Raw genomic sequence first — 24,146 nt, 5'->3', positions numbered from 1 at the left:
CACCGTTCCGATCAATGGGCCCGCCGGCCTCATTGCCGGGCTTCGCGCCTCAGCCGCACCGACGTCGGTTCAAGCGCACGGCGGGCGGGTACAGGTGCAGGACGTCGATGGACGCCGCCCCGAGAGCCGGCGCGGTCGCGGGAACCCGATACATCGATCGAGCGTCATATTCATTTCCATACATGTACAACTTTCTTTGGGACGGTAATGGTCATGCCGAATCAGCCGAATGACCGGTACCAGCAGGAGACCGAGCGGCTCTGGCGCCCGCCCGGGACCGTCGGACGGTTTCCCGCGCAGCCGCCGTACCGGGGCAACCGCGGCGCCGCCCGGACCGAGGCGCTCCCCTGGGGAGAGCTCAACAAGCTGCCGGCCGGCACGTCCACCCGCCGCAACCTCAACCCGCGCTGACCCGCGCCGCCCCGCCGGGGGCGACGACACACCCGGGGCGGTCCAGCGGCGGCTTTCGCACACCTGTCGGGTAATTTCTTGTGGTCCGCAACCCCGACCCACGACAGGAGAAGCACCGCGCATGGGCAAGAAGACGATCCACGTCTCCGACTTCACCGGCACGGTCATCCAGCCCCACGACGAGGTGGTCCGCGTCGTCGTCCTGGAACACCCTGACCTGGTGGCCGGGCCCGTGCAACTGGACGCCACCCCGGTCGAGGTGGAGAGCATCGACGACGCCGCGCTCGACGTCGCGGTGGTCGAGATCCACGACCGGCACGGCGGCGACGAGCCCCGGCGGGTGGTGCTGACGGCGAGCGAGTTCGACGCCATGGCGACCGACGTCCCGATGGCGCAGCTGCTGCGGACCGCCGAGCGGGTCCGCCCGCCGAAGGCCCGCAAGAGCGCCGAGAAGGTCGACTACGGCACGATCGAGCACGCCGGCAAGCCGCACCGGGGCCGGGTCACCGAGGAGGAGGCCCGGCTGGTGCGCGAGCAGCTCGACGAGGTCAACAAGCGCCTCGCCGACGCCGGGATCCGCCAGGTCGACCCCGCCGACCCGGAGCACGCCGCCCGGTACGGCTTCCCCACCGCCTCCTGAGTCGCCGCGGCGGCAACCGGCGTCCGGCGCGCTCCCGGACCCGGCACGTCGCCGCCGAGGCGCCCCGGACGCTCGTCGCGGCGGCCCCCGACCGCCGCGACGAGCGTCGACCCTCCCGTCAGCCCTGGACGCCCTTCGCGGCGGCCTCGACCGCCGCGACGAGCGTCGACTCGGCGGTGGCCTTGTCGACGCCGAGGTCGGCGAGCACCCCGCTGCCGTTCTCCAGCTCCAGCAGGGCGAGCAGGATGTGCTCGGTGCCGATGTAGTTGTGGCCCAGCCGCAGCGCCTCGCGGAAGGTCAGCTCCAGCGCCTTCTTGGCCTGCGCGTCGTACGGGATCAGGTCGGGGACCTCGGCCGACGACGGCGGCAGCGCGGCCGTCGCGACCTCGCGCACCCGCTCCAGCGGTACGCCCTGCGCGACGATCGCCTTCGCGGCGAGGGCCTCCGGCTCGCTGAGCAGCCCCAGCAGCACGTGCTCGGAGCGGATCTCGGCATGCCCGCTCGCGCGCGCCTCGTTCTGCGAGGCCATCACGGTGTTGCGGGCGCGCGGGGTGAACCGGCTGAAGCCCTGTTGCGGGTCCAGCGGCGCCTCGGTGGCCTTGGGCACGAAGCGCTTCTGCGCCGCCTGCTTGCTGACGCCCATGCTCCGGCCGATGTCGGTCCACGAGGCGCCGGAACGCCGCGCCTGGTCCACGAAGTGGCCGATCAGGTGGTCGGCGATCTCGCCGAGGTGGTCGGCGACGACGACCGCGCCGGCGAGCTGGTCGAGGGCGTCGGTGTGCGCCTTCTTGATCGCCTGGATGAGGTCGTCGAGCCGGACCGGGTTGCTCATCTGCGTGTGTTCGGTCATGCGTCAACGATAGGTTGACGCATGCTTGTCGTCAACCCTGAGTTGACGATGCCCCGCGGACGACGGCTGACGTGACCGCGGCCGACGGGCCGCGGCGATCCGCCGCCGCACCGGCGCCACCCCCTGCGGCGGGCCGGTGCGGCGACGGCCGGTCAGGCCGCGCTTCCGGCCGTCCGCAGGCTGGCCGGGCGCATGTCCGTCCAGACGCTCTCGATGTGGCTCAGGCACTCCTCGCGAGAGCCGCGGACGCCCACCGCCTGCCACCCGTCCGGCACGGGCCGGTCGGCCGCCCAGATCGAGTACTGCTCCTCGGCGTTGCGGACGACGACATACTGCTCCGCTTCGAAACTCATCCCGCGCCTCCCCGTCACGAACCGGTCACTGAAGATCACTGGTACCGCACGACCCTATCCAGCCGGCACGGCCGGGGCAACGACGGCCTTCACTCGATCCGGCGACGCCGGGCGACGCGGTTTCCCGGCGCCGGCGGCAGCCCCGGCCCATGACGGCGGCGGTTCAGCTCCCGCCGTCGGGGTGCGGCGCGTCGCCCGACAGCGGCCGGACGAGGAGCTCGAACGCCTCGGCGTACCACGTCTCCGGCACCGACTCCGGGTCGACGAGGCGCTGGATGCTCAGCCCGATGTCCAGACCGAGGAGCAGGGTCGCCGTACGGTCCACCAGCACGGGGTCCGGCCCGTCGGCCCGGGCGGCCAGGTGGGCGGCGATCCCGGCGCGGGTGCGGCGCAGCGCCTCGATGTAGCGGGGACGCACCCGCGGATTGCGCATGGCGGCGATCCAGAACTCCATCATCAGCAGCGCGAAGTCGGCGTTCTCCCCGGCCCGGTCGCCGGTCGAGTTGGCCGAGCTGAGGGCGGCGAAGGCCTGCACCATGTCGGACTCACCGGCGTCCACCTGGGTCAGGTCGGTGCCGATGAGGTCCAACTGCCGGTCCAGCAGGGCGAGGATGATGTCCTCCTTGTTGCGGAAGCTGGAGTACACCGCACCCTTGGTCAGCCCGGCGGCCGCGGCGATGTCGTCCAGGGAGGCGGCCGGCCCGCGCTCGGCGAGCAGCCGCTGCGCCGCGTCGAGCAGGCGGTTCCGGTTGTGCCGCTGCCGCTCCTGGCGCCCCATTCGTTCCATCAGGCGACTCTCCCGTCGTTCCGCTTGACCAGAATCTCCGCATTCCGCATACTCGGCGGTATCTGAATACCGACCAGTATCGGAGATGTCATGGTGCTGCGCGTGGACCATGTCTGCAAGGAGTATCGCGGAGGGGTGCGGGCCAACGACGACATCAGCATCCGGGTGAACGCCGGCCAGGTCTACGGCCTGCTCGGCCACAACGGCGCCGGCAAGACCACACTGGTCAACCAGGTCGCCGGGCTGATCAAGCCCACCAGCGGCACGATCCGCATCGGCGACGGCGACCCGGTCGCCGACCCCGGGTTCGCCCACCGGGTCTGCTCGGTGCAGCCGCAGGCCCAGGTGCCGCTGATGGGCGTCACGCCGCGCCAGGCCATCACCCTGGTGGCCCGGATCCGGGGGGCCGGCCGGGCCGAGGCGGCCGCCGCCACCCAGCGACTGCTCGAGGCCCTCGACATCACCGAGTGGGCCGACACCCCGGCCGAGCGCCTCTCCGGCGGCGTCCGTCGCCTCGCCGCGTACTGCCTGGCCGCCGTGCGACCGGGCCAGGTGATCGTGCTCGACGAACCCAGCAACGACGTGGACCCGGTGCGCCGGCGACTGCTGTGGCAGCAGGTCCGGTCGCTGGCCGACGACGGGGCGGCCGTCCTCCTGGTCACCCACAACCTCACCGAGGTCGAGCGGATCCTCGACCGGCTCTCGGTCCTGGCGCACGGCCGGGTGGTCGCCGAGGGCACCGTCGCCGACCTGCGGGCCGGCGCCGGCCCGGCGCTGCGGCTCGACGTCAGCCTGTCGGCCGGCAGCGACGAACCCGCGCCACCGCCGTTCGCCGGGCAGCCCCCGCGCCGGGACCGGCAGCGGCTCGTGTACGCCCTGGACACCGCCGACGCGGTGGCCGCCACCGAGTGGGCGGCCCGCATGCAGGCCGCCGGCACCATCGAGGACTTCTCGCTGTACCCGATGCGGGTCGAGGACATCTACCTCGCCCTCGAAGAGCACCAGACGACCCACGAGGAGGTCGACGATGTCGTGGCTCCGTAGCTACGCCCTGCTGCTGCGCTGGAACGCGCTGCGGCTGCGCTTCCTGCTCCCCCTCTTCGCGATCGTCTCCGCCGGGCTCTCCGTCGGCATCATCGTCGGCTTCGCGTACCTGCTGCCCGACGTCGACGCGACCAGCGCCGCGTTCCTCGCCACCGGCGGCCCCACCATCGGGCTGATCACCGTCGGGCTGGTGATGGCCCCGAACATGGTGGCGCAGAGCAAGTTGCAGGGCAGCTTCGAGTTCGACCAGACGCTGCCCGTCCCACCGCTGGCCTCGGTCGCCGCCGGGGTCACCGTGTGGATCCTGGGCGCGCTGCCCGGGCTCGTGCTGTCGCTGCTGGTCGCCGCGTTCCGCTTCGACCTACGACTGGACCCGAGCCCGCTGGTGATCCTCGCCGCCCTGCTCGTCGCCCTGACCGCCACCACGCTCGGCTACGGACTGGCCCACGCCCTCCCGCCGGCCGCGGTCGGCCTGGTGACCCAGCTCGTCGTCTTCGTCACGCTGATGTTCTCCCCCGTCAACTTCCCCGTCGACCGGCTACCGGGCTGGTTGCAGGCCGTGCACGTCGTGCTCCCGTTCCAGTACATGGCGCAGAGCGTGCGCGAGGCGCTGGTCGGCGGCATCAGCGGCACCCCGTACCTCGTGATGGGCGCGTGGTGCCTGGTCGGGCTGGTGGTGACCTACCGGCTGATCGTCCGGCGGCCCTGACTCACCGGGGGACGACCTCGTACAGCGGGAAATAGCTGTCGAAGGCGTCCCGGGAGTAGGCGTCGGCCAACTGCGGGATGGCGTCGAAGGAGGCCACCGGCTCGTTGATCTCGGGCAACCAGCCGGTGCTCTCCTGCACGTCCCGGATCCGCGCGCAGTCCTGGAACCGCCAGGCGTGGGTGTGCACGTGGATGTGCCGGCCGATGCACTCCACCGCCCGCAGGTTCGACAGCCGCATGCCGTGCTTCCAACCGACGGTGGCGAGCACGCTCTCGCGGGCCAGCGACTGCAACGTCACCCGGTGCAGCCCACCGCCCATGTTGTCCAGGAAGATGGAGACGCCCTGGCCGCCGCTGAGCTCCATCACCCGCTCGACGAAGCGCCGCTTGGAATCCTTGTGCCGGTCCAGCGCGTCCGGGTCGCCGGAGGCCTTCGCCACGTCGTAGTCCAGGTCCGGGAACTCGCGGCGGTCGATCGGGGCGGCGCCGGAGGCGGCGATCGCGGCCAGCCGGGTGTCGCGGCCGGACACCATGGCCGTGCGGAAGCCGTCCCGGCGGGCCAGCTCCAGCTGCGCCCAGACCACGCCGCCGCCCCAGCCGAGGACCAGCGGCGGCTCGTCCCAGTGGTCGTCGACCTGCGCCTCCCAGCAGCGCCGGGCCACCCGCCAGTTGTCCCAGGCGGTGAAGTACCGGGCGAACGGCGCCCAGCGCTCGATCGGGTGGCGGCTCTGCTCCGGCAGGGGCACCAGCAGCCGCGCCTCCGTGACGAACCGCCCGCACAGCAGCCCCGGCGAGCCGGGGGCGTCGTACGCGCAGATCCGCTCGGCGTAGCCGTTGCGGTCGATCACCCCGAACGGGATCCACAGGCACTCCTGGCCCTCGCGCAGGCCCCGCACGCCGGGGCCGGCCGCGAGCACCCGGACCACGCCGCAGGTGCCGAGAACGATCTTGTCGTCGCCCCGCTGCCGCGCCACGTCCACCGGGTGCCGGGAGATCGCGTGCTCCATGTTGGCTTCCCAGCAGCCCACCAGCGGCTCGACGAGGACCTCGCCCTCCTCGGGCCGGCGCACCGGGATCTGCTCCAGCGTCAGCTGTCCCCGGGTCAGCTCGCTCCCCGGGTCAGTGGCATGCAGCACCCACGCCTTGGTCGTCGCCATCCTGCACCTCCTGATCGTCGTCATCCATCTGGGCGGCCAGTGCCTGTTCCACGGCGGCGGCGAACGCCGTCACCGTGCGGTTCTCGAACACGCTGCGGATCGGCAGGTCGACCTGCCACGCCCGGCGGGCCCGCGACACCACCTGGGTGGCCTTGATCGAGGTCCCGCCGAGCGCGAAGAAGTCACCGTCCGGGCCGAGACCCTTTACCTGGAGCACCTGGCCCCAGAGCGTCGCCACGGCCTGCTCGGTGACCGTCATCTCGGCCTGCGCCTCCTGCTCCCCGGCCAGGTCGCGCGGCGACGGCAGGGCGCGCACGTCGAGCTTCCCGCTGCTGGTCAGCGGCAGCCGGTCGAGCGGCACGACGGCACCGGGCAGCATGTACTCCGGGAGCACCTGCGCGCAGTGCGCGAGCAGCTTCTCCGCGTCCACCCGCGCCGCGCCGGCCGGCACCACGTACGCCACCAGGGTGTCCGGCGTGCCGTCCGAGCCGTCCGAGGCGCGGGCCACCACCGCGCACTCGGCCACGTCGTCGTGCCGGCGCAGCACCGCCTCCACCTCGCCGGTCTCGATCCGCAGGCCGCGTACCTTGACCTGCTGGTCGGTGCGGCCGAGGAAGCGCAGCGCACCGTCCTCGGTCCAACGCACCAGGTCGCCGGTGCGGTAGAGGCGGGCACCGGGCGGGCCGAACGGGTCCGGCACGAACCGCTGCGTGGTCAACTCGGGGCGCCCGGCGTACCCCCGGGCCAGTCCGACGCCACCCACGTGCAGCTCGCCGGGGATGCCGACGCCGACCGGGCGGCCCGAGGCGTCCAGCACCCGGACCGTGACGTTCGGGATCGGCCGGCCGATGGGCGGGGCCTCGTCCTCGGGGCCGCACTCGTGCACCGAGACCCAGATCGTCGCCTCCGTCGGGCCGTACGCGTTGAAGACCCGGCGCCCCGGGGTGCGCCACTGCCGCACCAGCGAAGCGGGCAGCGACTCACCGGCGAGGACGAGGGTGCGCAGTTCCGGCAGGGCCGCGACCGGCACGGCCGCCAGGGCCGACGGGGTGATGGTCAGCGCGGTGATCCGCTCCGTGGCGAGCAGGTCCCGCAGGTCCGGCCCCGGCGCCACCCGCTCGGCCGGGGCGAGGTGCAGGGTGGCGCCCGCGCCGAGGGCCATGGCCACATCGAAGACCGACGCGTCGAACGTCGGCGACGCCCACTGCAGCACCCGGTCGTCCGGGCCCAGCCCGAAGAGCGCGCGCTGGGCCGCGATCACGTTGCACAGCCCCCGGTGCGGCACGAGCACGCCCTTGGGCCGGCCGGTCGACCCCGAGGTGTAGATGGAGTAGGCCAGGTCGTCGGGACCGACCGAGGCGGGCAGCCGGTCGTCGGGCAGGTCGGCGTACCGGTTGCGGTGCGCGTCCAGCAGGACGGTCTCCACCCCGGCGCGCGGCAGGCCGGCGCGGTGGTGCCGGTCGCTGACCACCACCGCGACGCCGGCGTCGGCGAGGATGTCGGCCAGCCGGGCCGGCGGGTGGTCGGGGTCCAGCGCGACGAAGTAGCCGCCCGCCTTGAGCACGGCGAGCATCGCCACGACCAGTTCCGGGGTACGCCCCAGGCACAGCCCGACCGGCGTGTCCGGGCGCACGCCCAGGCCGCGCAGGTGCCGGCCGAGCTGGTTGGCCCGGCGGTCCAGTTCCCCGTAGGTGACCGACTCGCCGCCGGCCCGCAGCGCGACCCGCTCGCCGCCCAGGTCGGCCTGCTCCTCGACGAGCCCGTGCACGGTCGTCCCGTCCGGGTACGGCGCGGACGTCCCGCTCCAGCCGGCCACCAGGGCGCGCTCGGCGTCGGTCAGCACGTCCACGTCGCGCACCGGCGTGTCCGGCCGCGTCGCCACGGTGTCGACCACCGTCGCGAGGTGCCCGAGCAGCCGGGCGACGGCGTCGTGGCCGACCCGACGGGGGTCGTAGCCGACCCGGACGGCCAGCCGCTCGCCCTCGGGGATCACCAGCACCGACAGCGGATAGTTGGTCCGGTAGCGGTACTGCCCGTCGCGGATCTCGACCGCGCCGCTGCGCCGGTGCAGCACGCCCACCCCCGGCAGGTTGAGCACCGTCATGATGGTGTCGAACAGGGGCAGGCCCGGGGGCACCTCGCTCCACCGCTGCACCTGCTCCAGCGGGCTGAAGTCGTACCGGCGCAACGTTGCCTGCTCGTGTTGCAGGGCGACGGCCGTGGCGAGGACGGAGCGGGCCGGGTCGAAGCGGACCCGCACCGGCAGCGTGTTGATGAACAGGCCGGCGGTCTGTTCCACCCCCGGCACGTCCGACGGGCGGCTGGACAGCGTGCCCCCGAACACGACGTCGTCGCGCCCGCTGTGCGCCCGCAGGACCAGCGCCCAGCAGGTCTGCAGCAACGAACCGAGGGTGACCTCCCGGCGGCGGCCCAGCTCGCGCAGGGCCGCCACGGTCTCCGCCGGCACGTGCAGCACCTGCTCCGGGTTGTCCCGACCGGACGGCTCCGGGGCGCTGCCGTCCGGCGGGCGGATCCACGCCGGGGTGGTCGAGTCGGTGACGCCGCGCAGCGCCTCCCGCCACGCCTGCCCGGCCGCGTCGAGGTCCTGGGCCCGCACCCAGCCGACGTACTCGTGGAAGGAGGTCGCCGGCCGGGTTTCCAGGGGCCGCCCGCCGGCCAGGGTGTCGTAGTTGGCGAACGCCTCGTCGAGCACCATCAGCGCCGACCACGCGTCCAGCAGCAGGTGGTGGTAGCGCAGGACGAACGTGTAGTCCTCCTCGCCGGTGCGGATCAGGGTCAGCCGGACCAGCGGCGGCTGCTGGACGTCGAACCCCTGGAGCCGGTCGGCACGCAGCCGCTCCTCCAGCCGCGCCGGCAGGTCCGCGGCGGGCACGTCCCGCCAGTCGAGGGTCTCCATGGGCACCTCGACGTGGTCCCGGACCACCTGGACGGGCTGCTTGATGTCCTCCCAGTGGAACGACGTGCGCAGCACCGCGTGCCGCTGCGTGAGCGCCTGCCACGCCGCGAGCAGCAGGTCCGGGTCGACCGGCCCGTGCAGCCGGTACTCGACCTGGTCGACGTAGAAGGCCGCCCGGGGGTCGGCGAGGCTGTGCGACAGCAGCCCTTCCTGCATGTACGACAACCGGTAGATGTTGTCGACTCCGGGAACGGTCACGACTGGTCCTTCCTCAGCGTCTCGGGTGCGGTGGGGCGTCCGTTCGGGCGGCCGGAACTCGCCCCGGCCAGTTGCGCGGCCAGCGCGGTCAGGTCGCTCGCGTCCAGCTCGGCGTCGGCGAAGGCGGCCAGGTCGGGCGGGGTGCGGCGGCCTGTCCCGGCCGACGCCCGCTCCCCGCCCGGCGCGGCGTCGGCGTCCACGCGCCCGCCGCCTCCCCGGTCGCCGGCCTCCCGCTCCTCGGCTTCCCGGTCGTCGGTGGCGACGGCGGCGAGGTCCCGGACGGTCGGGTGGGCGAAGACGTCGGCCTCGGCGATGCGCAGGCCCGCCCGGCGGGCGGCCCCGACCAGCCGGAGGCTGAGGATCGAGTCGCCCCCGAGGTCGAAGAAGTTGTCGGTGACGCCGACCCGGTCGACCCGGAAGATCTCCGCCCAGATCTCGGCGAGGATCTGCTCGCGCGGGCTCTCCGGCGCCCGGTGGGGACGGCCCGATCCCGGCCCGGCGGCCCGGGTCGCCGTCGGAATGGCGTCGACCAGCTCGGCGTAGAGGCCCGGCCGCCACCGCTCCGGCAGGTGCCCGGCGAGCCGGGACCAGTCGGCGTCCGCGACCACCAGGCACGGCGGCCCGGACGCGGACCGGGCCAGCACGTCCAGCCCGGCGGCCGGGTCGAGGGGGTGCAGGCCGAACGCGGCCAGCCGGTCCCGCTCGCGGGATCCCAGCCGGGCCGCCATCCCGGTCTCCGCCCACGGGCCCCAGGCGATGCTGACCGCCGGCAGGCCGAGGGCGCGCCGATGGCCGGCGAGGGCGTCGAGGAAGGCGTTGCCGGCGGCGTACCCGGCCTGGCCCGCGGTGCCGACCACCCCGGCCAGCGAGGAGAACAGCACGAAGAAGTCGAGCTCGTCGTGGAGGGTGGCGAGGTGCAGGTGCGCGGCGGCCAGCTTCGGCCGGAGCGGGACGTCGAGGCGGTCGGGCGTCTGCGCGCCGAGCGGGGCGTCGTCGAGGCCGCCGGCGGCGTGCACCACGCCCCGCAGCGGCGGGCCGGCGCGCCGCGCCTCGGCCACCGCCAGGTCCAGCGCGACCGGGTCGGTGACGTCGCAGACCAGGGTCCGCACCCGGTCGTCCCCGGTCGGGAGGGGCTCCCCGCCCTCGTCGGTCGTGGCGCCCCGGGACAACAGCCACACCCGGCCCGCGCCCCGGTCGAGCAGCCAGGCCGCGACCCGGCGGCCGAGGCCGCCGGTGCCGCCGGTGACGAGGTAGCCGCCGTCGGGGTGCACGGGCAGGGTCTCCGGACCGTCCGCCGGTGCCGGCAGGAGCCGGGGCACCAGCGTCCCCGTCGGGCGAACGGCCTGCTGCGGCGGCGGGGCGGGGGCGGTCAGCGCGGCGAGCACGGCAGCGGCGTCCGCGACCGGGTCGCCCTCGGGCGACAGGTCGACCAGGACCACGTCGGCGTCCGGCCGCTCGGTCATCGCCACCCGCCCCAGCCCCCACACGGCGGCGTGGGTGGGGTCGACCGGCCCGGTGTCGTCGGTCTGCTGGCAGCCGCGGGTGACGAGCACCAGCCGGGCCGTCGGATGCCGGTCGGCCAGGGCGTGCAGCAGGTGCAGCGCGGCGTGCGCGCCGTGAACCTGCCGCTCGTGCAGCGCCCCGGCGCCGCCCGGCACCCCGGGCCCGTCGTCGAGGGGCCACAGCAGGGCGACACCGCGCAGCGGCTCCGGTTCCGGCTCCGCCAGCAGGGCGGGCAACCCGCCGGGGTGGTCGGCGACCGTCGCCAACCCGACCGACCGGCAGGTCCCGCCGCCGTCGCGTACGGCCGCCGCGACCCGGTCGGCGACGCCCCCGTCGTCGGCGAGGAGCAGCCAGCCGCCGGTGGTGTCGGTGGGGCGTTCCGGGGCCGGGTCGGCGGGACGCCAGTCGATCCGGTGGCGCAGCCGGTCGCCGTTCTCGGCCCCGCGCAGCAGCGCGTCCCGGCGGACCCGGCGCAGCCGCAGTCCGTCGACGACCAGGCGGACCCGGCCGGCGGCACGCAGGGTGACGTCGAGGACGAGGTCGTCGCCGTCGGGGGTGGCCGACCGCAGCCGGGCCCGGCAGGTGAGGTCGTCGTCGTCCCCGGCGGCCGTCTGCCCGGGTGCGTACCAGGCGAGCCGGTCGACGCCGACCGGGACGGCCAGCCCGCGTCCGTCGGTCGCCAGGGCCTGCGGTGCGAGGGCCAGGACCAGGCGCAGGCAGGAGTCGAGCAGGCCGGGTTCCGGTCGCGTGGACGGCGGCACGACGCGCGGGCGACGCAGCGTGGCGTCGACCTCGTCGCCGTGCCGCACGACCGACTCCAGCCACCGGTAGCGGGGGCCCAGCCGGTAGCCGGCGGCCCGCATCCGGTCCTCCAGGTCCACCACCTCGGCGCCGGCGGTGTCGCGGGGACGGGCGGGTTCGGCCGGCGCCGGGCCGGCCGGCCGCACGGTGCCGGTGGCGTGCACCCGCCAGCGCCCCGGGTCGGTCCCGGTCGCGCTGACCACCTCGGCGGTCCGCCCGGGGCCGTCCGGCGCACCGAGCAGCACCTGCACCCGGGCCTGTTCGCCGGCGGTCAGGGTGAGCGGCTCGGGGAAGGCCACGTCGGTGACCTCGGCGGTCGGTTCCCCGTCGGCGGCGGTCGCGGCGAGGATCGCGGCGAGGTGGTTGGCGGCCGAGACGACGGTGGCGCCGAAGAGGCCGTGGTCGGTCAGCCGCTCCGGCAGCTCGGGGCCGACGACCTGCTCGAAGACGCTGCCGGTGAGGGCGGGTGAGCGCAGCCGCTCCCCGAGCGGGCCGGTGTCGGCGGACCGGGCCACCCCGAGGCGGGTGTCGCGCCAGAAGCGGCGCCGCTGGAACGGGTACGTCGGCAGCGGCACCCGCCGGGCGTCCGGGTGCACCCGCTCCCAGGCCACCGGCGCGCCCACGCAGAAGGCGGCGCCGAGGGCGTCCCGGGCCACGGCGCGGTCGCCACGCCCCCGGCGCATCGCCGGCACCCACCGGGCGCCCCGGGGCACGAGCGCCCCGCGCCGGGCGAGCGTGCCCAGCACCGGGTCGGGGCCCAGCTCCAGCACCAGGCCGCAGCCCAGCTCGCCGAGGCGGCCCACCGCCTCGGCGAAGCGCACCGGCTCGCGGGCGTTGCGGCACCAGTAGTCGGCGTCCATCGGCCCGTCGAGCAGCCGCCCGGTCACCGTGGAGACCACGTCCACGCGCGGCTCGGCGGGCCGGACCCGGGCCGCCTCGGCGGCGAGTTCGGCCAGGACCGGGTCCATCAGCGCCGAGTGGAACGCGTGCGACACCCGCAGGTCGCGGTGCCGGACACCGGCCTCGTCCAGGGCCCGCGCCACGCTCTCGACGGCGCCGGCCGGGCCCGACACGACGGTCTCGGCCGGGCCGTTGTACGCCGCCACGGACACCTCGGGGTGCCGGGCCAGCACGGCCTCCGTGGCCGCCCCGTCCGCCGCGACGGCGAGCATCCGGCCGCCGGCGGGCAGCGCGTCCATCAGGCGGGCCCGTACGGCCACCAGCCGGAGCGCCTCGTCCAGCGGCAGCACGCCCGCCACGCACGCCGCGGCGTACTCGCCGACGCTGTGGCCGAGGACGACCGCCGGCTCCAGGCCCCAGGAGCCCCAGAGCTGGGCCAGGGCGTACTCGACGGCGACCACGGCCGGCTGGGTCCAGCCGGTGCGGTGCAGCAGCTCACCGCCGTCGTGGAGCACCCGGACCAGGTCGTCGCCCAGGTGCTCGCCGAGAATGTCGGCGCACTCGCGCAGGGCGGCGCGGAACACCGGCTCGGTGTCGTACAGCGCCCGGCCCATGCCCGGGTACTGGCAGCCCTGGCCGGGGAAGAGGAACGCGGTCCGGGGGGCGGCGCGGACCTCGCCCTCGACGAGGCCGTCCGCCTGGCCCCGGGCGTACCGGTCGAGGTGGTGACGCAACTCCTCCCGGTCCGCGCCGGTGACGGCCAGGCGGTGCCGCAGCGGGGCGCGGAACCGGGCGGCGGCGGCGCAGACGGCCGGCGCGGGGAGTTCCGGGTGCCGGTCGAGGTGGGCGGCGTAGCGGCCGGCGAGGGCCCGCAGCGCGGCGGGCGACCCGGCGGACAGCGGCAGCAGCACTCCGTCGCCGCCCTCTCCGTCGCCCTCGTCTCCGCCCGCCGGCTCCGCCGTGGGGCGGTGCTCGGCCAGCAGCACGTGGGCGTTGGTGCCGCCGATGCCGAACGAGCTGACCCCGGCGACGCGGGGCCGGCCGTCCGGGCCCTCCGGCCAGGGTCGGCCGGTGGTGGCCACCGACAGGGGCAGGTCGTCCCAGGGCAGGCGGGGGTTGGGGGTGCGGAAGTTCAGGTGCGCGGGGATCCACCGGTGCCGCAGCGCCAGCACCGTCTTGATCAGGCCGACCACCCCGGCCGCCGCCTCCAGGTGACCGATGTTCGTCTTCACCGAGCCGACCACCAGCGGTTCGCGCCGGTTGCGGCCGAGCACGTCCGCGGCGGCGCGCAGCTCGATCGGGTCGCCGAGCGGGGTGCCGGTGCCGTGCGCCTCCAGGTAGCCGACGTCGGCCGGGGCGAGGCCGGCAGCGCGGAGCGCGTCGGTCAGCAGTTCCTGCTGGGCGGTGCCGTTCGGCACGGTCAGGCCGCTGCTGGCGCCGTCGTGGTTGACGGCGGACCCGGCGAGCACGGCGTGGATGTCGTCGCCGTCGGCGATCGCGTCGGAGAGCCGCTTGAGCACCACCATCCCGGCGCCCTCGCCCCGGGAGTAGCCGTCCGCCGCCGCGTCGAAGGTCTTGCACCGGCCGTCCGGGGCGAGCGCGCCGGCCCGGCAGAGGAACAGGGTGATGTCCGGGGCGAGCATCAGGTGCGCGCCGCCGGCCAGCGCCAGGTCGCACTCGCCGGCCCGCAGCGCCTGGGCGGCCAGGTGCACGGTGACCAGTGACGACGAGCAGCCGGTGTCGACCGCCATCGACGGCCCACGCAGCCCGAGCACGTACGACAGCCGCCCGGCCGCCACGCAGAAGAGGTTCCCGGTGCCGGTGTAGCCGTCGATCCGGGCCGGATCGGCGATCTGGAGTCCCTTGTAGTCGTCGATGGACAGGCCGGCGAACACGCCGCTGCGCGTGCCGCGCAGCCGGTCCGCCGGCATCCCGGCGTGCTCCAGCGCCTCCCAGGCCACCTCCAGCAGGAGCCGCTGCTGGGGGTCCATGCTCTCCGCCTCCACGGCGGAGATGCCGAAGAAGTCGGCGTCGAAGGTGTCCACGGTGGGCAGGAATCCGCCGCGGTGGGCGTAGATGGTGCCCGGTTCGAGGGGGTCGTCGCCGTGCAGCGCGTCGACGTCCCAGCGGTCGCGGGGCACCGGGGCGGTGGCGTCGACGCCGTCGCGCAGCAGCCGCCAGAACTCGTCCGGGCCGTCGGCGCCGGGCACCCGGCAGGCCATGCCGACGACGGCGATCGGCTCGTCGGCGGCGGGTACCGGGCCCGTCCGGCCCGAGGTCGCCGCCGGCCCGGTCGCCGGCCGGTCCCCGTCGCCGCCGCCGAGCCGGGCGGTGAGGTGGGCGGCGAGGTCGGCGACGGTCGGGTGGTCGAACGCCACCGTCGGCCCCACCGGGACGTGCGGACGCAGCTCGGCGGCGAGCCGCTCGGCGAGGCGGACGGCGGTCAGCGAGTCGAAGCCGAGGGCGAACAGTCCCGCGTCGGCGGGGATCTCGGAGCGGTGGCGGCCCAGCACCTCCGCCGCGCGGTCGACGACGTACTCCCGGACCCGGTGGCCGAGCCCGGCCGGGCTGCCGGCGCGGAGCCGGTCGACGACCGACGACCCGACGGACACCCGCTCCGGCTCCGCGGCCGGGGTGCCGGCGGTCCGGGTCACGGCCGGCAGCGCGTCCCAGGCCACGGGCAGGCCGGCGAGGTAGAGGTCGGCGGCCAGCGCGTGGACCGCCTCGGCGGCGTCCCGGTCGGGGCGCAGCGAGCCCAGCACGGTGGTGCCGGGCCGTCCGCCCAGGCACTGCAGCAGCGCGGTGCGCAGCACCGGGGTGGGGCTGATCTCCAGGTGGACGGCGGCGTCGGCGCGGGCCACCGCGTCGAGGAAACGCACCGGCCGGCGGGACAGCATCCCCCAGTGCTCCGCGCCCAGCCGGTCGCCGCCGACCAGGTCGCCGTGGACGGTGGAGACCATGTCGGTGGTGGTGGGGCCGTTGCGCAGCAGCGGCCGCAGGTCCGCCACCAGTTCCCCGGTGAACGGCTCCATCTGGGGGCTGTGGAAGGCGTAGTTGATGCCGAGGTCGCGGTGGAACACGCGGTCCGCGGCCAGCCGCGCCACGGCGGCGTCCAGGGCGGACCGCTCCCCGGAGAGCACCACGCTCGCCGGGCCGTTGACCGCCGCCAGCGACAGCCCGGCGGGCAGGTCGGCGAGCAGCCGGGTGGCCTGCTCGGCGGAGAGGCCGACGGCGAGCATCCCGCCGCCGCCGGTCGCCCGCTGCAACATCCGGCCCTGGTGGTACGCGACCGCCATGGCGTCCTCGACGCCCAGCGCCCCGGCGGCGTACGCGGCGGTGATCTCGCCGAGGCTGTGCCCGATCACCACGTCGGGTCGTACGCCGAGGCTGTCCAGCAGCGCGAGCAGGCCGATCTCCACCGCGACGATCGCCGGCTGGGCGACGGCGGTCTCGGTGAGCCGGCTCGCCCCGGCCGGCCGGCGGATCTCCTCGGTGACGGACCAGCCGCCGAGCGCGCGCACGGCCGCGTCGCACCGGTCCAGGGCGTCCGCGTACGGGGCGCATCCGGACAGCCCGTCGCCCATGCCGGGCCACTGGGTGCCCTCACCGGAGAACACCATCGCCAGGCGCGGGGCGTCGGTGCCGGTGGCCGTGCGTACCCCGTCGGTGGGTTCCCCGGCGGCGGCGGAGCGCAGCGCGGCCACCAGCGCCGCCCGGTCCCCTCCGGTGGCGACCAGCCGGTGCGCCGCGCCCGCCGGGGCGCCCTGCGCGGTCGGCTCCGCCCCGGCGGCCAGCCGGTCCGCGGCCTCGGCGGCCCGGCGGCGCAGCGCGTCGGCGTCGGCGGCGCCGATCGGCACCATCCAGGACATGGGCACCTCCGTCACCGTGGTTCCACCGCCGCCGGGACGGGGAACGGCGTGTCCTTGATCTGGTGGCCGCCCAGCTCACCCTCCACCAGCAGCACCTTCGCGGCGGCGGGCGGCGCGGGCGGCCGGAGCACCTCGGCGACCGGCCGGTACGGGTCGGCGGTGATCGCCGCGAGCGTCGCCACGAGGTCGTCGAGCACCCGGCCGGCGGCCTCGTCGGTCAGCAGGTCCCGGTGGTACGACAGGATCAGTCCCAGCTCCACCCCCGGCATCACGTCGAGCCGGAACGGCTCGGCCAGCCGGCTGAAGAACGTCGGGACCCGCTCGGTGGAGCCGAACAGGGTGGGGTCGAGGTTCTGGAAGACCAGGTACGCGTCGAACATCGGCTCGTCCGCCGGCCAGCCGGCCCACTGCGCCACCCGCTCCGGCGCCACGTACTGGTGGTGGGCGGCGTCGGCGCCGACGGTCATCACGTGCGACAGCAGGTCGACGACGGGCTGGTCCGGCGCGGGCAGCCGCACCCGCATCGGCAGCACGTTCATCGTCGGCCCGGTCAGGTCCTCGACACCCGGCAGGTCGGCGGGGCGGCCGTTGAAGAAGACCCCCAGGGTGGCCTCGTCGCGGCCGGCATAACGGGCGAGCAACGCCGCCCAGGCGGCCTGGACCAGCGTGTTCGGGGGCATCCGCAGCCGCTGCGCGGTGTCCCGTAGCGCCTCGGTGACGCGCGCGTCCACCTGCATGTGCTGCCGGGCGTAGCCGTGCCGGTCCCCGGCCCGGTTGTCGGGGGCGGACGCGGCCAGCAGGGTGGGCGACCACCCGCCGGCGAACATGTCCCGCCAGAACGCCGGCGTGTCGGCCGGTACGCCGCGCCGGCGCAGCCAGTCGACGTAGCGGCTGAACGGCACGTCCGTGCCGGCCTGCGGGGTCTCGCCGGCGAGCAGGCGGTGGTATTCGCCGATGACGTCGCTGAGGAAGACGCTGAGGCTCCAGCCCTCCATCCGCAGGTAGCTGAAGCTGAACACCGTCCGGTAGGCGTCCTCCTCGACCTTGGCCAGGAAGAGCCGGATGCCGGCGGGGTCGTCGGGGGCGCAGCCCACCGCCTGGTCCTCGCGGAGGAACCGGGCCAGCGCCCCGTCCTGCTCGGTGGCGGTGAGCCCGGTCCAGTCCTCGTACCGGGAGGGCAGCTCGACGTCGCGCCGCACCACCTGGAGCGGCTCGTCCAGGTCGGCCCAGACGAACATGGTCCGCAGCAGGGCGTACCGGCGGGCCAGCCCCGCCCAGCAGCGGCGCAGCAGGTCCACGTCGATGGGGCCGCGCAGGGTGTCGACGCGTTGCACCAGGAACTCGCCGGGACGCGGGTCGGCGACGAGCCGGCGCAGCATGTGCGCCTGGTACGGGGCCAGCGGGAAGACCTCAGCCACGTCGGCGTCGGCCAGCAGCCGCTCCCGGTGGGCCCGGTCGCGCTCCGACAGCCCCCAGTCGCCCGGCGACTCCGGGGCGGGCCCGTCGACGGTGCCGCCCTCGGCGAGTCGGGCGTCGGCGACCGCCGCGAGTTCCGCCACCGTCGGGTGCGCGAAGAGGTCGCGGGGCACGAGCGGCAGGCCGGCCCCGTTGGCCCGGGCCATCACCCGGATGCCCCGGATCGAGTCGCCGCCCAGCTCGAAGTAGTTGGCGGTGGCGCTCACCCGTTCCAGGCCGAGGACGGACGCCCAGATGTCGGCGACGAGCTGTTCGGTGCCGTCGGCCGGCGGGACGTGCGCTCCCCGGTCCCGGGCCGCCACCGGCGGCGGCGCCGGCAGGTCCGACCAGTCCACCTTGCCGTTGAGGCTCAGCGGGATGCCGGGCACCGGGACGAACACGGCCGGCACGGCGTAGCGCGGGATCCGGTCCTTCAGGTGCGCCCGCCAGCGCGGGCCGAGTTCGCCCATCAGCCGGGCCTGGCGGGGCCAGTTCGCGAGCGCGCCGCCGCGCGCCGGGGGCGCCGGCGGCCACGACGGGCGCACGTCGGCGCGGTGGAACAGGGCGTCGATCCGGGTCGGGTCGGCGGCCGACGGGGCGACGACGACGTCCACGCCCAGCTCGTCGGCGAGCCGGTACAGCTCGTCGGGGTCGACGCCGGGCGGCTCCCGGTCGACCCGGGCGCGCAGCTCGCCCACCGTCCGGCAGGCGCCGTCGCCGGCCCGCAGGACGGCGATCTCGCGGAGCCGGCCGTTGGGTATCCCGGTCACGGCGACCACCGCCTCCTCCCGGAGCCGGTCGCGCAGCCGGCCGGCCAGGTCGCCCTCCCAGCCGAGGGGGTCGGCGGCCGGCTCCGGTGCGGCCGGGCCGTCCGCCGCCGGGTCGGCGGCGACGCGGACGACCACGTCGTAGCGGAACCGGCTCAGCTCGTTGTCGTAGCCGCCGCGCTTGAGCCGCACCTCGACGGCGGCGACGCCGGGCAGGGTGTCGCCGAGGCCGGTGAACAGCGCCGGGTCCAGCGCCAGCTCCTCCTCCTGCCACGTCCGGGCGGCCGCCCGGGCGAGCACCACCGCCGGGTCGGCGTCCGGGTCAGCCCGGTGCAGTTCCACCGAGCGGTGGAAGTCGGCCAGCAGGGGCAGGCTGCGGACGTCGCCGACGACGATCCGGCCGCCCGGGGCGACCAGCCGGCGGGCCTCCGCCAGCACCTGCCGCAGGTAGTCGGCGTCCGGGAAGTACTGCACGACCGAGTTCAGCAGCACGGTGTCGAAGGACCCGGCGGGCAGGTCCGCCAGCTCGTGCGCGGCCCGTTCGTCGAGGGTCACGCCCGCCAGGCCGCGGGCCCGGACCTCGGCGCGGACCTGGCCGAGCGCGAACCGGGAGATGTCGGTGCCGTGGTACGACGCGGCGTGCGGCGCGATGCGCAGCAGGAGCAGCCCGAGCCCGCAGCCCACCTCCAGGACCCGGCCGGGCGGCTCCGCCAGGGCCAGGGCGACGGTCTCGTCGACCCACCGCCGCATCTCGTCCGCGGGGATCGGGTCGCCGGTGTAGCTGCTGTTCCAGCTGGAGAAGTTGCTGTCCGCCGCGTCGGCCGTCTCCGGCTCGGTGTACGCCTCGTCGAAGACCCGCGCCCACTGGTGCACGGTGCCGTCGACGTCGCCGGTCGCCGGGGGCTCGTCCGGGGTCACCGGCGCGGCCGGTTCCGGCTGCTCCCCGGAGCGGGGCACCACGTACGCCACGAGCTGGCCCTCGCCGGCCTCCCCGCTGGCGGCGTCGCGGCGCACGGTGACCACCGCGTCCCGGACGGTGGGATGCTCCCGCAGGGCCGCCTCGATCTCGCCCAGCTCGAAGCGGATCCCCCCGAGCTTGACCTGGAGGTCCTCCCGACCGAGGTAGGACAGGGTGCCCCCGGGCCGCCACCGGACGATGTCGCCGGTGCGGTACATCCGGGCGCCGGGGCGGTCGGTGAACGGGTCGGGGACGAACCGCTCGGCGGTCAGCGCGGGCCGGCCCTGGTAGCCGCGGGCCACCTGGATGCCACCGATGCACAGCTCGCCGGGCACGCCGACCGGCACCGGCCGGCCGGCCGGGTCCAGCACGTAGACGCTGGTGTTGTCGACGGGGGCGCCGATCGACACGTCGGTGGCGTCCTCCCCCGGTGGGCACCGGTAGGCGGTGACGTCCACGGCGGCCTCGGTCGGGCCGTACAGGTTGTCGAGCCGGGCGGGCAGCCGCTCCTGGAGGCGGCGGACCAGGTCGCGGGGCAGCGCCTCGCCGCTGCACACCACCCGGCGCAGCCCCGTGCAGGTGGCCGAGCGAGGTTCGTCGAGGAAGAGCCGGAGCATCGACGGTACGAAGTGGACGGTGGTGATCCGCTGGTCGTTGATCAGGTCGACCAGGTAGCCGGGGTCGCGGTGCCCGTCGGGGCGGGCCATGGTGACGGTCGCGCCGACCAGCAGCGGCCAGAAGAACTCCCACACCGAGACGTCGAAGCTGGCGGGGGTCTTCTGCAGCACCGCCTCGCCGGCGGTCAGCTCGAAGCGGCGCTGCATCCAGCGCAGCCGGTTCACCACGGCGCGGTGGCTGTTCATCACCCCCTTCGGCATCCCGGTGGAGCCGGAGGTGTAGATGACGTACGTCAGGTCGTCCTCGGTGACCCCGCTGGGCGGGGCCTGCTCGGGCTCCTCGGCGCAGTCGTCGCGGTGCAGGTCGATCGTCGGCGGCGCGTCGGCGGGCAGCACGTCCCGCCCGCCGTCGCCGGTCAGCACGATCTCCGCGCCGCAGTCGGCGAGCAGGTACGCCAGCCGCGCGGGCGGGTGCTCCGGGTCCAGCGGCACGTAGCAGCCGCCGGCCTTGAGCACGCCCAGCAGCGCCACCAGGAGTTCCGGCGAGCGGTCGAGGCAGACGGCGACCCGGCTGTCCGGCCCCACCCCGTGCCGCCGCAGCCGGTGGGCCAGCCGGTTGCCGCGGCGGTCCAGCTCGGCGTAGGTCAGCGACCGGTCGTCGAGCCGGACGGCGACGTTCCCGGGGGTGCGCCGGACCTGCTCGGCGATCAGCTCGTGCAGGACGCGCGGCGCGGGTTCCGGGGCGGTGGTGTCGTTCCACGCCCGCAGGACCCGGTCGCGCTCCTCGTCGTCGGTCAACTCCAGCCGGGACAGCGGGGCGTCGGGGTCGGCGCAGACCTGGTCGAGCAGGCGCAGCAGGCTGGCCAGGAACCGCTCGACGGTGTCCCGGTCGAACAGGTCGGTGGCGTACTCCAGCCCGCCGGGCAGCGTGTCCCCGGCGTCCGCCAGGGACAGCCACAGGTCGAACTTCGCCGACCCGGTGTCGCCCTCGACCAGCCCGACGAGCTGGGTGTCGGCGGTCAGGTCTACCCGGGGTGGCGGGGTGTTGTTCAGCGCGAGCATCACCTGGAACACCGGGTTGTGGCTGGTGCTGCGCTCGGGTTGCAGCTCGTCGACGAGCTTCTCGAACGGCAGGTCCTGGTGGGCGAAGTCGGCCGACACGTCGGCGCCGACCCGGGCCAGCAACTGCCGGAAGGTCGGGTCGCCGGTGACCGTGGTGCGCAGCGCGAGGGTGTTGGCGAAGAAGCCGAACAGGTCCTCCAGCTCGGGGCGGTTGCGGTTGGCCACGGGCGTGCCGACGACCACGTCGGGCTGCCCCGACCAGCGGGAGAGCACCACCGTGAAGGCGGCGAGCAGCGCCATGAACAGCGTGCTGTCGGTGCCGGCGCAGAGCGCGCGCAGCCGCCCGGTGAGCCGCTCGTCGACGGTGAACCGGAGGGTGTCGCCGCGGAAGCTCTGCACGGTGGGCCGGGGCCGGTCGGTGGGCAGCTCCAGCAGCGCCGGGATCCCGGCGAGGCGGTCCCGCCAGTAGCGCACCTGCCGGGCCAGCGTCGGCCCGGACATCTGGGCCCGCTGCCAGACCGCGTAGTCGGCGTACTGGAGCTTCAGCTCGGGCAGCCGGGGCGTGCCGCCGCTGACCAGCGCGGAGTAGCACTCGGCCAGCTCCCGGGAGAACACCCGTCCCGACCAGCCGTCGGCGATCAGGTGGCTCCAGTTGACCAGGAAGACGTGCCGGTCCGGGGCGAGCCGGAACAGCCCGAACCGGACCAGCGGCCCGACCGCGAGCACGAAGGTCCGCCGGGCCTCCTCCTGGAGGGCCTGGCGTACGCGCTCGTCGCGCTCGGCCTCGCTCAGCCCGGTCAGGTCGGTCACCGGCAGGTCGACGGCCGCGGGCGGCGAGACCACCTGCACCGGCTCGCCGTCGGCCTCCCGGATGGTGGTGCGCAGCGCCTCGTGCCGGTCGACGATGCGCTGCACGCTGTCCCGCAGCGCCGCCACGTCCAGCGGCCCGCGCAGCTCGACCGCCATCGGCGTGTTGTACGCCGGGCTGTCCGGCACCATGCGTTCGAGGAACCAGAGGCGCTGCTGGGAGAAGGAGAGCGGGGCGGGGCCGCCGTCGCCCCGGCGGGGGATCTCGTCGCGGTTGCCGCGCCGCCCCTTGGACCAGGCCGCCAACAGCGCCTGCTTGGCCGGGGACAACGCCTGGGCGGGGCGCGCCCCGCGCTGCTCGTCGACGGTCATCGCGCGGCCCCGTCCGACTCGGCGCGGTCCGCCCCGGGCGCGGGGGCGCCGTCCGGCCCGGGGGCGGGGTCCGCGTCCTGGAGGGCGCGGATGATGGTGGCCTGGGCGGCGACGGTGTGCGCCTTGAACAGCTCCTCCAGCGGCAGGTCCACCGAGAAGCGTTCCCGCAGCCGGGTGACCAGGCGGGTGGTCAGCAGGGAGCTGCCGCCGAGGGCGAAGAAGTTGTCGTGCACGCCGACGGTCTCGAAGCCGAGCAGCTCGCGCCAGGCGGCGGCGATGGACTCCTCCAGGTCGTCGCGGGGCTCGACGTACTCGGTGGTCAGGTGGGGGCGCTGGTGCAGGGTGCTGCCGAGATCCACGTCGAGGCTGGTCGGGCCGGCGTCCACCGGCTCCGGCGCCCGACGCAGGGCGACCGAGTCGTCCTGCACCGGCACGGGGCCGTCCTCCGGCACGTCGATCCAGTAGCGGCGGCGCTCGAACGGGTAGGTCGGCAGGGACACCCGGCGGCATGGCTGGCCGGCCGCGAAGGACTCCCAGTCGACGTCCACGCCGGACTCCCAGAGCCGGGCCAGGGTCGCCAGCAGGAACGCCTGGTCGGGCTGCGAGTCGCGGGGGTGGCGGACGGACGGCAGGACCGGCGGGGCCGCGCCGTCGCCGTTCGCCCCCACCAGCGCGCCGAGCACCGTGCCGGGGCCGACCTCGACCAGCATCCGGTCGGCGGAGCCGGCGAGCAGGGTCCGCACCCCGTCGGCGAAGCGGACGGTGCCGCGCAGGTGCCGCACCCAGTAGTCGGGGTCGGTGGCCTCGGCCGGGGTGATCCAGGTGCCGGTGACGTTGGAGACGTACGACAGCGACGGCTCGCGCAGGGTGAGGCCGGCGACGTGGGCGCGGAACTCGTCGAGCACCGGCTCCATGGCCACCGAGTGGCCGAGGGTCTGCACGTGCAGCCGGCGGAAGTCCACCCCGTCGGCGGCGAGCCGGTCGGCCAGCTCCTGCACCGGCTCCACCAGGCCGGAGACGGTGCACTGACCGGGGGCGTTCACCGCGGCGATGGAGAGTTCCGGCCCCAGCCGGGCGGCCAGCTCCTCCTCGGGCAGCGAGACGGCGAGCATGGCGCCGCCGGGCAGCCGGTCGATGAGCTGGCCGCGCAGGGCCACGGTGTCGATGGCGTCGGCGAGGTCGAAGACGCCGGCCAGGCAGGCGGCCACGTACTCGCCGCTGCTGTGCCCGAGCATCGCGTCCGGGCGCACGCCCCACGACTGCCAGAGCACGGCCAAGGCGTACTCCACCGCGAACAGCGCGGTGGTGACCCCGGCGGACGTGCCGAGGAACTCCTGGACGGCGCGGTCGCCGTCGGGGGCGCGGACCACGTCGCGCAGGTCGAAACCGAGCCGGGCGAGGGCCAGGTCGGCGCAGCGGTCCAGGTGCTCGGCGAAGACCGGCTCGGTGGCGTAGAGCTGGCGGCCCATGCCGAGGTACTGGCTGCCGCCGCCGGGGAAGAGGAAGGCGACCTTGCGGCCGGGCCGGAAGTCGACGGTGCCGGTCGGGGGCGCGGTCAGCGCGGCCGCGGCCTGGGTGGCGTCGCGGCAGACCACCGCCCGCCGCCGCTCGAAATGCCGACGACCCACCTGCAACGTGTACGCCACATCAGCCAACCCCACGCCACCGGAAGCGAGCACCCCACCGACCCGACGACCCACCTCCACCAACGCCGACGGCGTCCGCCCCGACACCACCACCACCTGCCAACCCCGCACCCCACCACCAGCAGCACTCACCGCAGGCGGCTGCTCCAACACCACATGCGCATTCGTCCCACCAACACCCAACGCCGACACCCCGGCCCGACGCACCCCCACCACCGGCCACGACACCAACTCACCATTCACAAAAAACGGAGACGACTCCAA

At 75.5% G+C, this 24,146-nt stretch carries 12 protein-coding genes; 4 read left to right on the top strand and 8 right to left on the bottom strand.

Annotation, left to right across the window (positions count from 1 at the left end):
• Nucleotides 1-213 precede the first annotated feature (213 nt).
• Together ACZ6Q9_RS06885 and ACZ6Q9_RS06880 are read left to right on the top strand one after the other, a co-directional pair.
• Nucleotides 214-411: a DNA repair protein gene (locus tag ACZ6Q9_RS06885; protein WP_393451507.1), complete on the top strand. Its 198-nt coding sequence runs from the start codon at nucleotides 214-216 to the stop codon at nucleotides 409-411.
• Nucleotides 412-532: 121 nt separating this feature from the next.
• Nucleotides 533-1,051: a hypothetical protein gene (locus ACZ6Q9_RS06880; RefSeq protein WP_357453722.1), complete on the top strand. Its 519-nt coding sequence runs from the start codon at nucleotides 533-535 to the stop codon at nucleotides 1,049-1,051.
• Between the two features lie 118 nt (nucleotides 1,052-1,169).
• Here the strand turns inward: ACZ6Q9_RS06880 and ACZ6Q9_RS06875 are convergent, their stop codons facing one another.
• The 3 genes from ACZ6Q9_RS06875 to ACZ6Q9_RS06865 all read right to left on the bottom strand — a co-directional run bounded on the left by ACZ6Q9_RS06875 (nucleotide 1,170) and on the right by ACZ6Q9_RS06865 (nucleotide 3,041).
• Entirely contained in the window at nucleotides 1,170-1,901 is a 732-nt protein-coding gene (locus ACZ6Q9_RS06875; RefSeq protein WP_393266974.1) for a Clp protease N-terminal domain-containing protein, read from the bottom strand.
• A 152-nt stretch (nucleotides 1,902-2,053) separates the two neighbouring features.
• Nucleotides 2,054-2,254: an MbtH family protein gene (locus tag ACZ6Q9_RS06870; protein ID WP_393266977.1), complete on the bottom strand. Its 201-nt coding sequence runs from the start codon at nucleotides 2,252-2,254 to the stop codon at nucleotides 2,054-2,056.
• 163 nt (nucleotides 2,255-2,417) lie between these two features.
• Nucleotides 2,418-3,041, bottom strand: coding sequence for a TetR/AcrR family transcriptional regulator (locus tag ACZ6Q9_RS06865; RefSeq protein WP_393451504.1), 624 nt, complete (start codon nucleotides 3,039-3,041; stop codon nucleotides 2,418-2,420).
• A gap of 90 nt (nucleotides 3,042-3,131) precedes the next feature.
• On the opposite strand from ACZ6Q9_RS06865, the gene ACZ6Q9_RS06860 reads away from it, so the two are divergent.
• Both ACZ6Q9_RS06860 and ACZ6Q9_RS06855 read left to right on the top strand, forming a co-directional pair.
• Entirely contained in the window at nucleotides 3,132-4,085 is a 954-nt protein-coding gene (locus ACZ6Q9_RS06860; RefSeq protein WP_350702753.1) for an ABC transporter ATP-binding protein, read from the top strand.
• Nucleotides 4,069-4,794 carry an ABC transporter permease gene (locus tag ACZ6Q9_RS06855; protein WP_357697216.1) on the top strand — a complete coding sequence of 242 codons (726 nt, stop codon included), beginning with the start codon at nucleotides 4,069-4,071 and terminating at the stop codon, nucleotides 4,792-4,794. The genes ACZ6Q9_RS06860 and ACZ6Q9_RS06855 overlap by 17 nt, the downstream gene beginning before the upstream one ends.
• 1 nt (nucleotide 4,795) lies before the next feature.
• Here ACZ6Q9_RS06855 and ACZ6Q9_RS06850 read toward each other — a convergent pair whose 3' ends face one another.
• The 5 genes from ACZ6Q9_RS06850 to ACZ6Q9_RS06830 are packed head-to-tail and all read right to left on the bottom strand — an operon-like array spanning nucleotide 4,796 to nucleotide 24,125.
• A complete protein-coding gene (locus ACZ6Q9_RS06850; RefSeq protein WP_393451500.1) occupies nucleotides 4,796-5,950 on the bottom strand; it encodes a hypothetical protein in 1,155 nt (384 codons plus the stop codon).
• The gene (locus ACZ6Q9_RS06845; protein WP_396828409.1) at nucleotides 5,913-9,125 is read right to left on the bottom strand and encodes an amino acid adenylation domain-containing protein; all 3,213 of its coding nucleotides are present in this window, start codon (nucleotides 9,123-9,125) and stop codon (nucleotides 5,913-5,915) included. The genes ACZ6Q9_RS06850 and ACZ6Q9_RS06845 overlap by 38 nt, the downstream gene beginning before the upstream one ends.
• A complete protein-coding gene (locus ACZ6Q9_RS06840; protein ID WP_396828411.1) occupies nucleotides 9,122-16,198 on the bottom strand; it encodes an SDR family NAD(P)-dependent oxidoreductase in 7,077 nt (2,358 codons plus the stop codon). Before ACZ6Q9_RS06840 ends, ACZ6Q9_RS06845 begins: the two co-directional genes overlap by 4 nt.
• Nucleotides 16,199-16,209: 11 nt before the next feature.
• Nucleotides 16,210-22,236, bottom strand: coding sequence for an amino acid adenylation domain-containing protein (locus tag ACZ6Q9_RS06835; protein ID WP_396828413.1), 6,027 nt, complete (start codon nucleotides 22,234-22,236; stop codon nucleotides 16,210-16,212).
• Nucleotides 22,233-24,125, bottom strand: coding sequence for an acyltransferase domain-containing protein (locus ACZ6Q9_RS06830; RefSeq protein ID WP_396828438.1), 1,893 nt, complete (start codon nucleotides 24,123-24,125; stop codon nucleotides 22,233-22,235). Before ACZ6Q9_RS06830 ends, ACZ6Q9_RS06835 begins: the two co-directional genes overlap by 4 nt.
• Between the last annotated feature and the right edge of the window lie 21 nt (nucleotides 24,126-24,146).

Source organism: Micromonospora sp. NPDC049139, from assembly GCF_055586845.1.
Note: the sequence above shows the minus strand (reverse complement) of the source record. Positions and strands in the feature narration are given on the sequence as shown.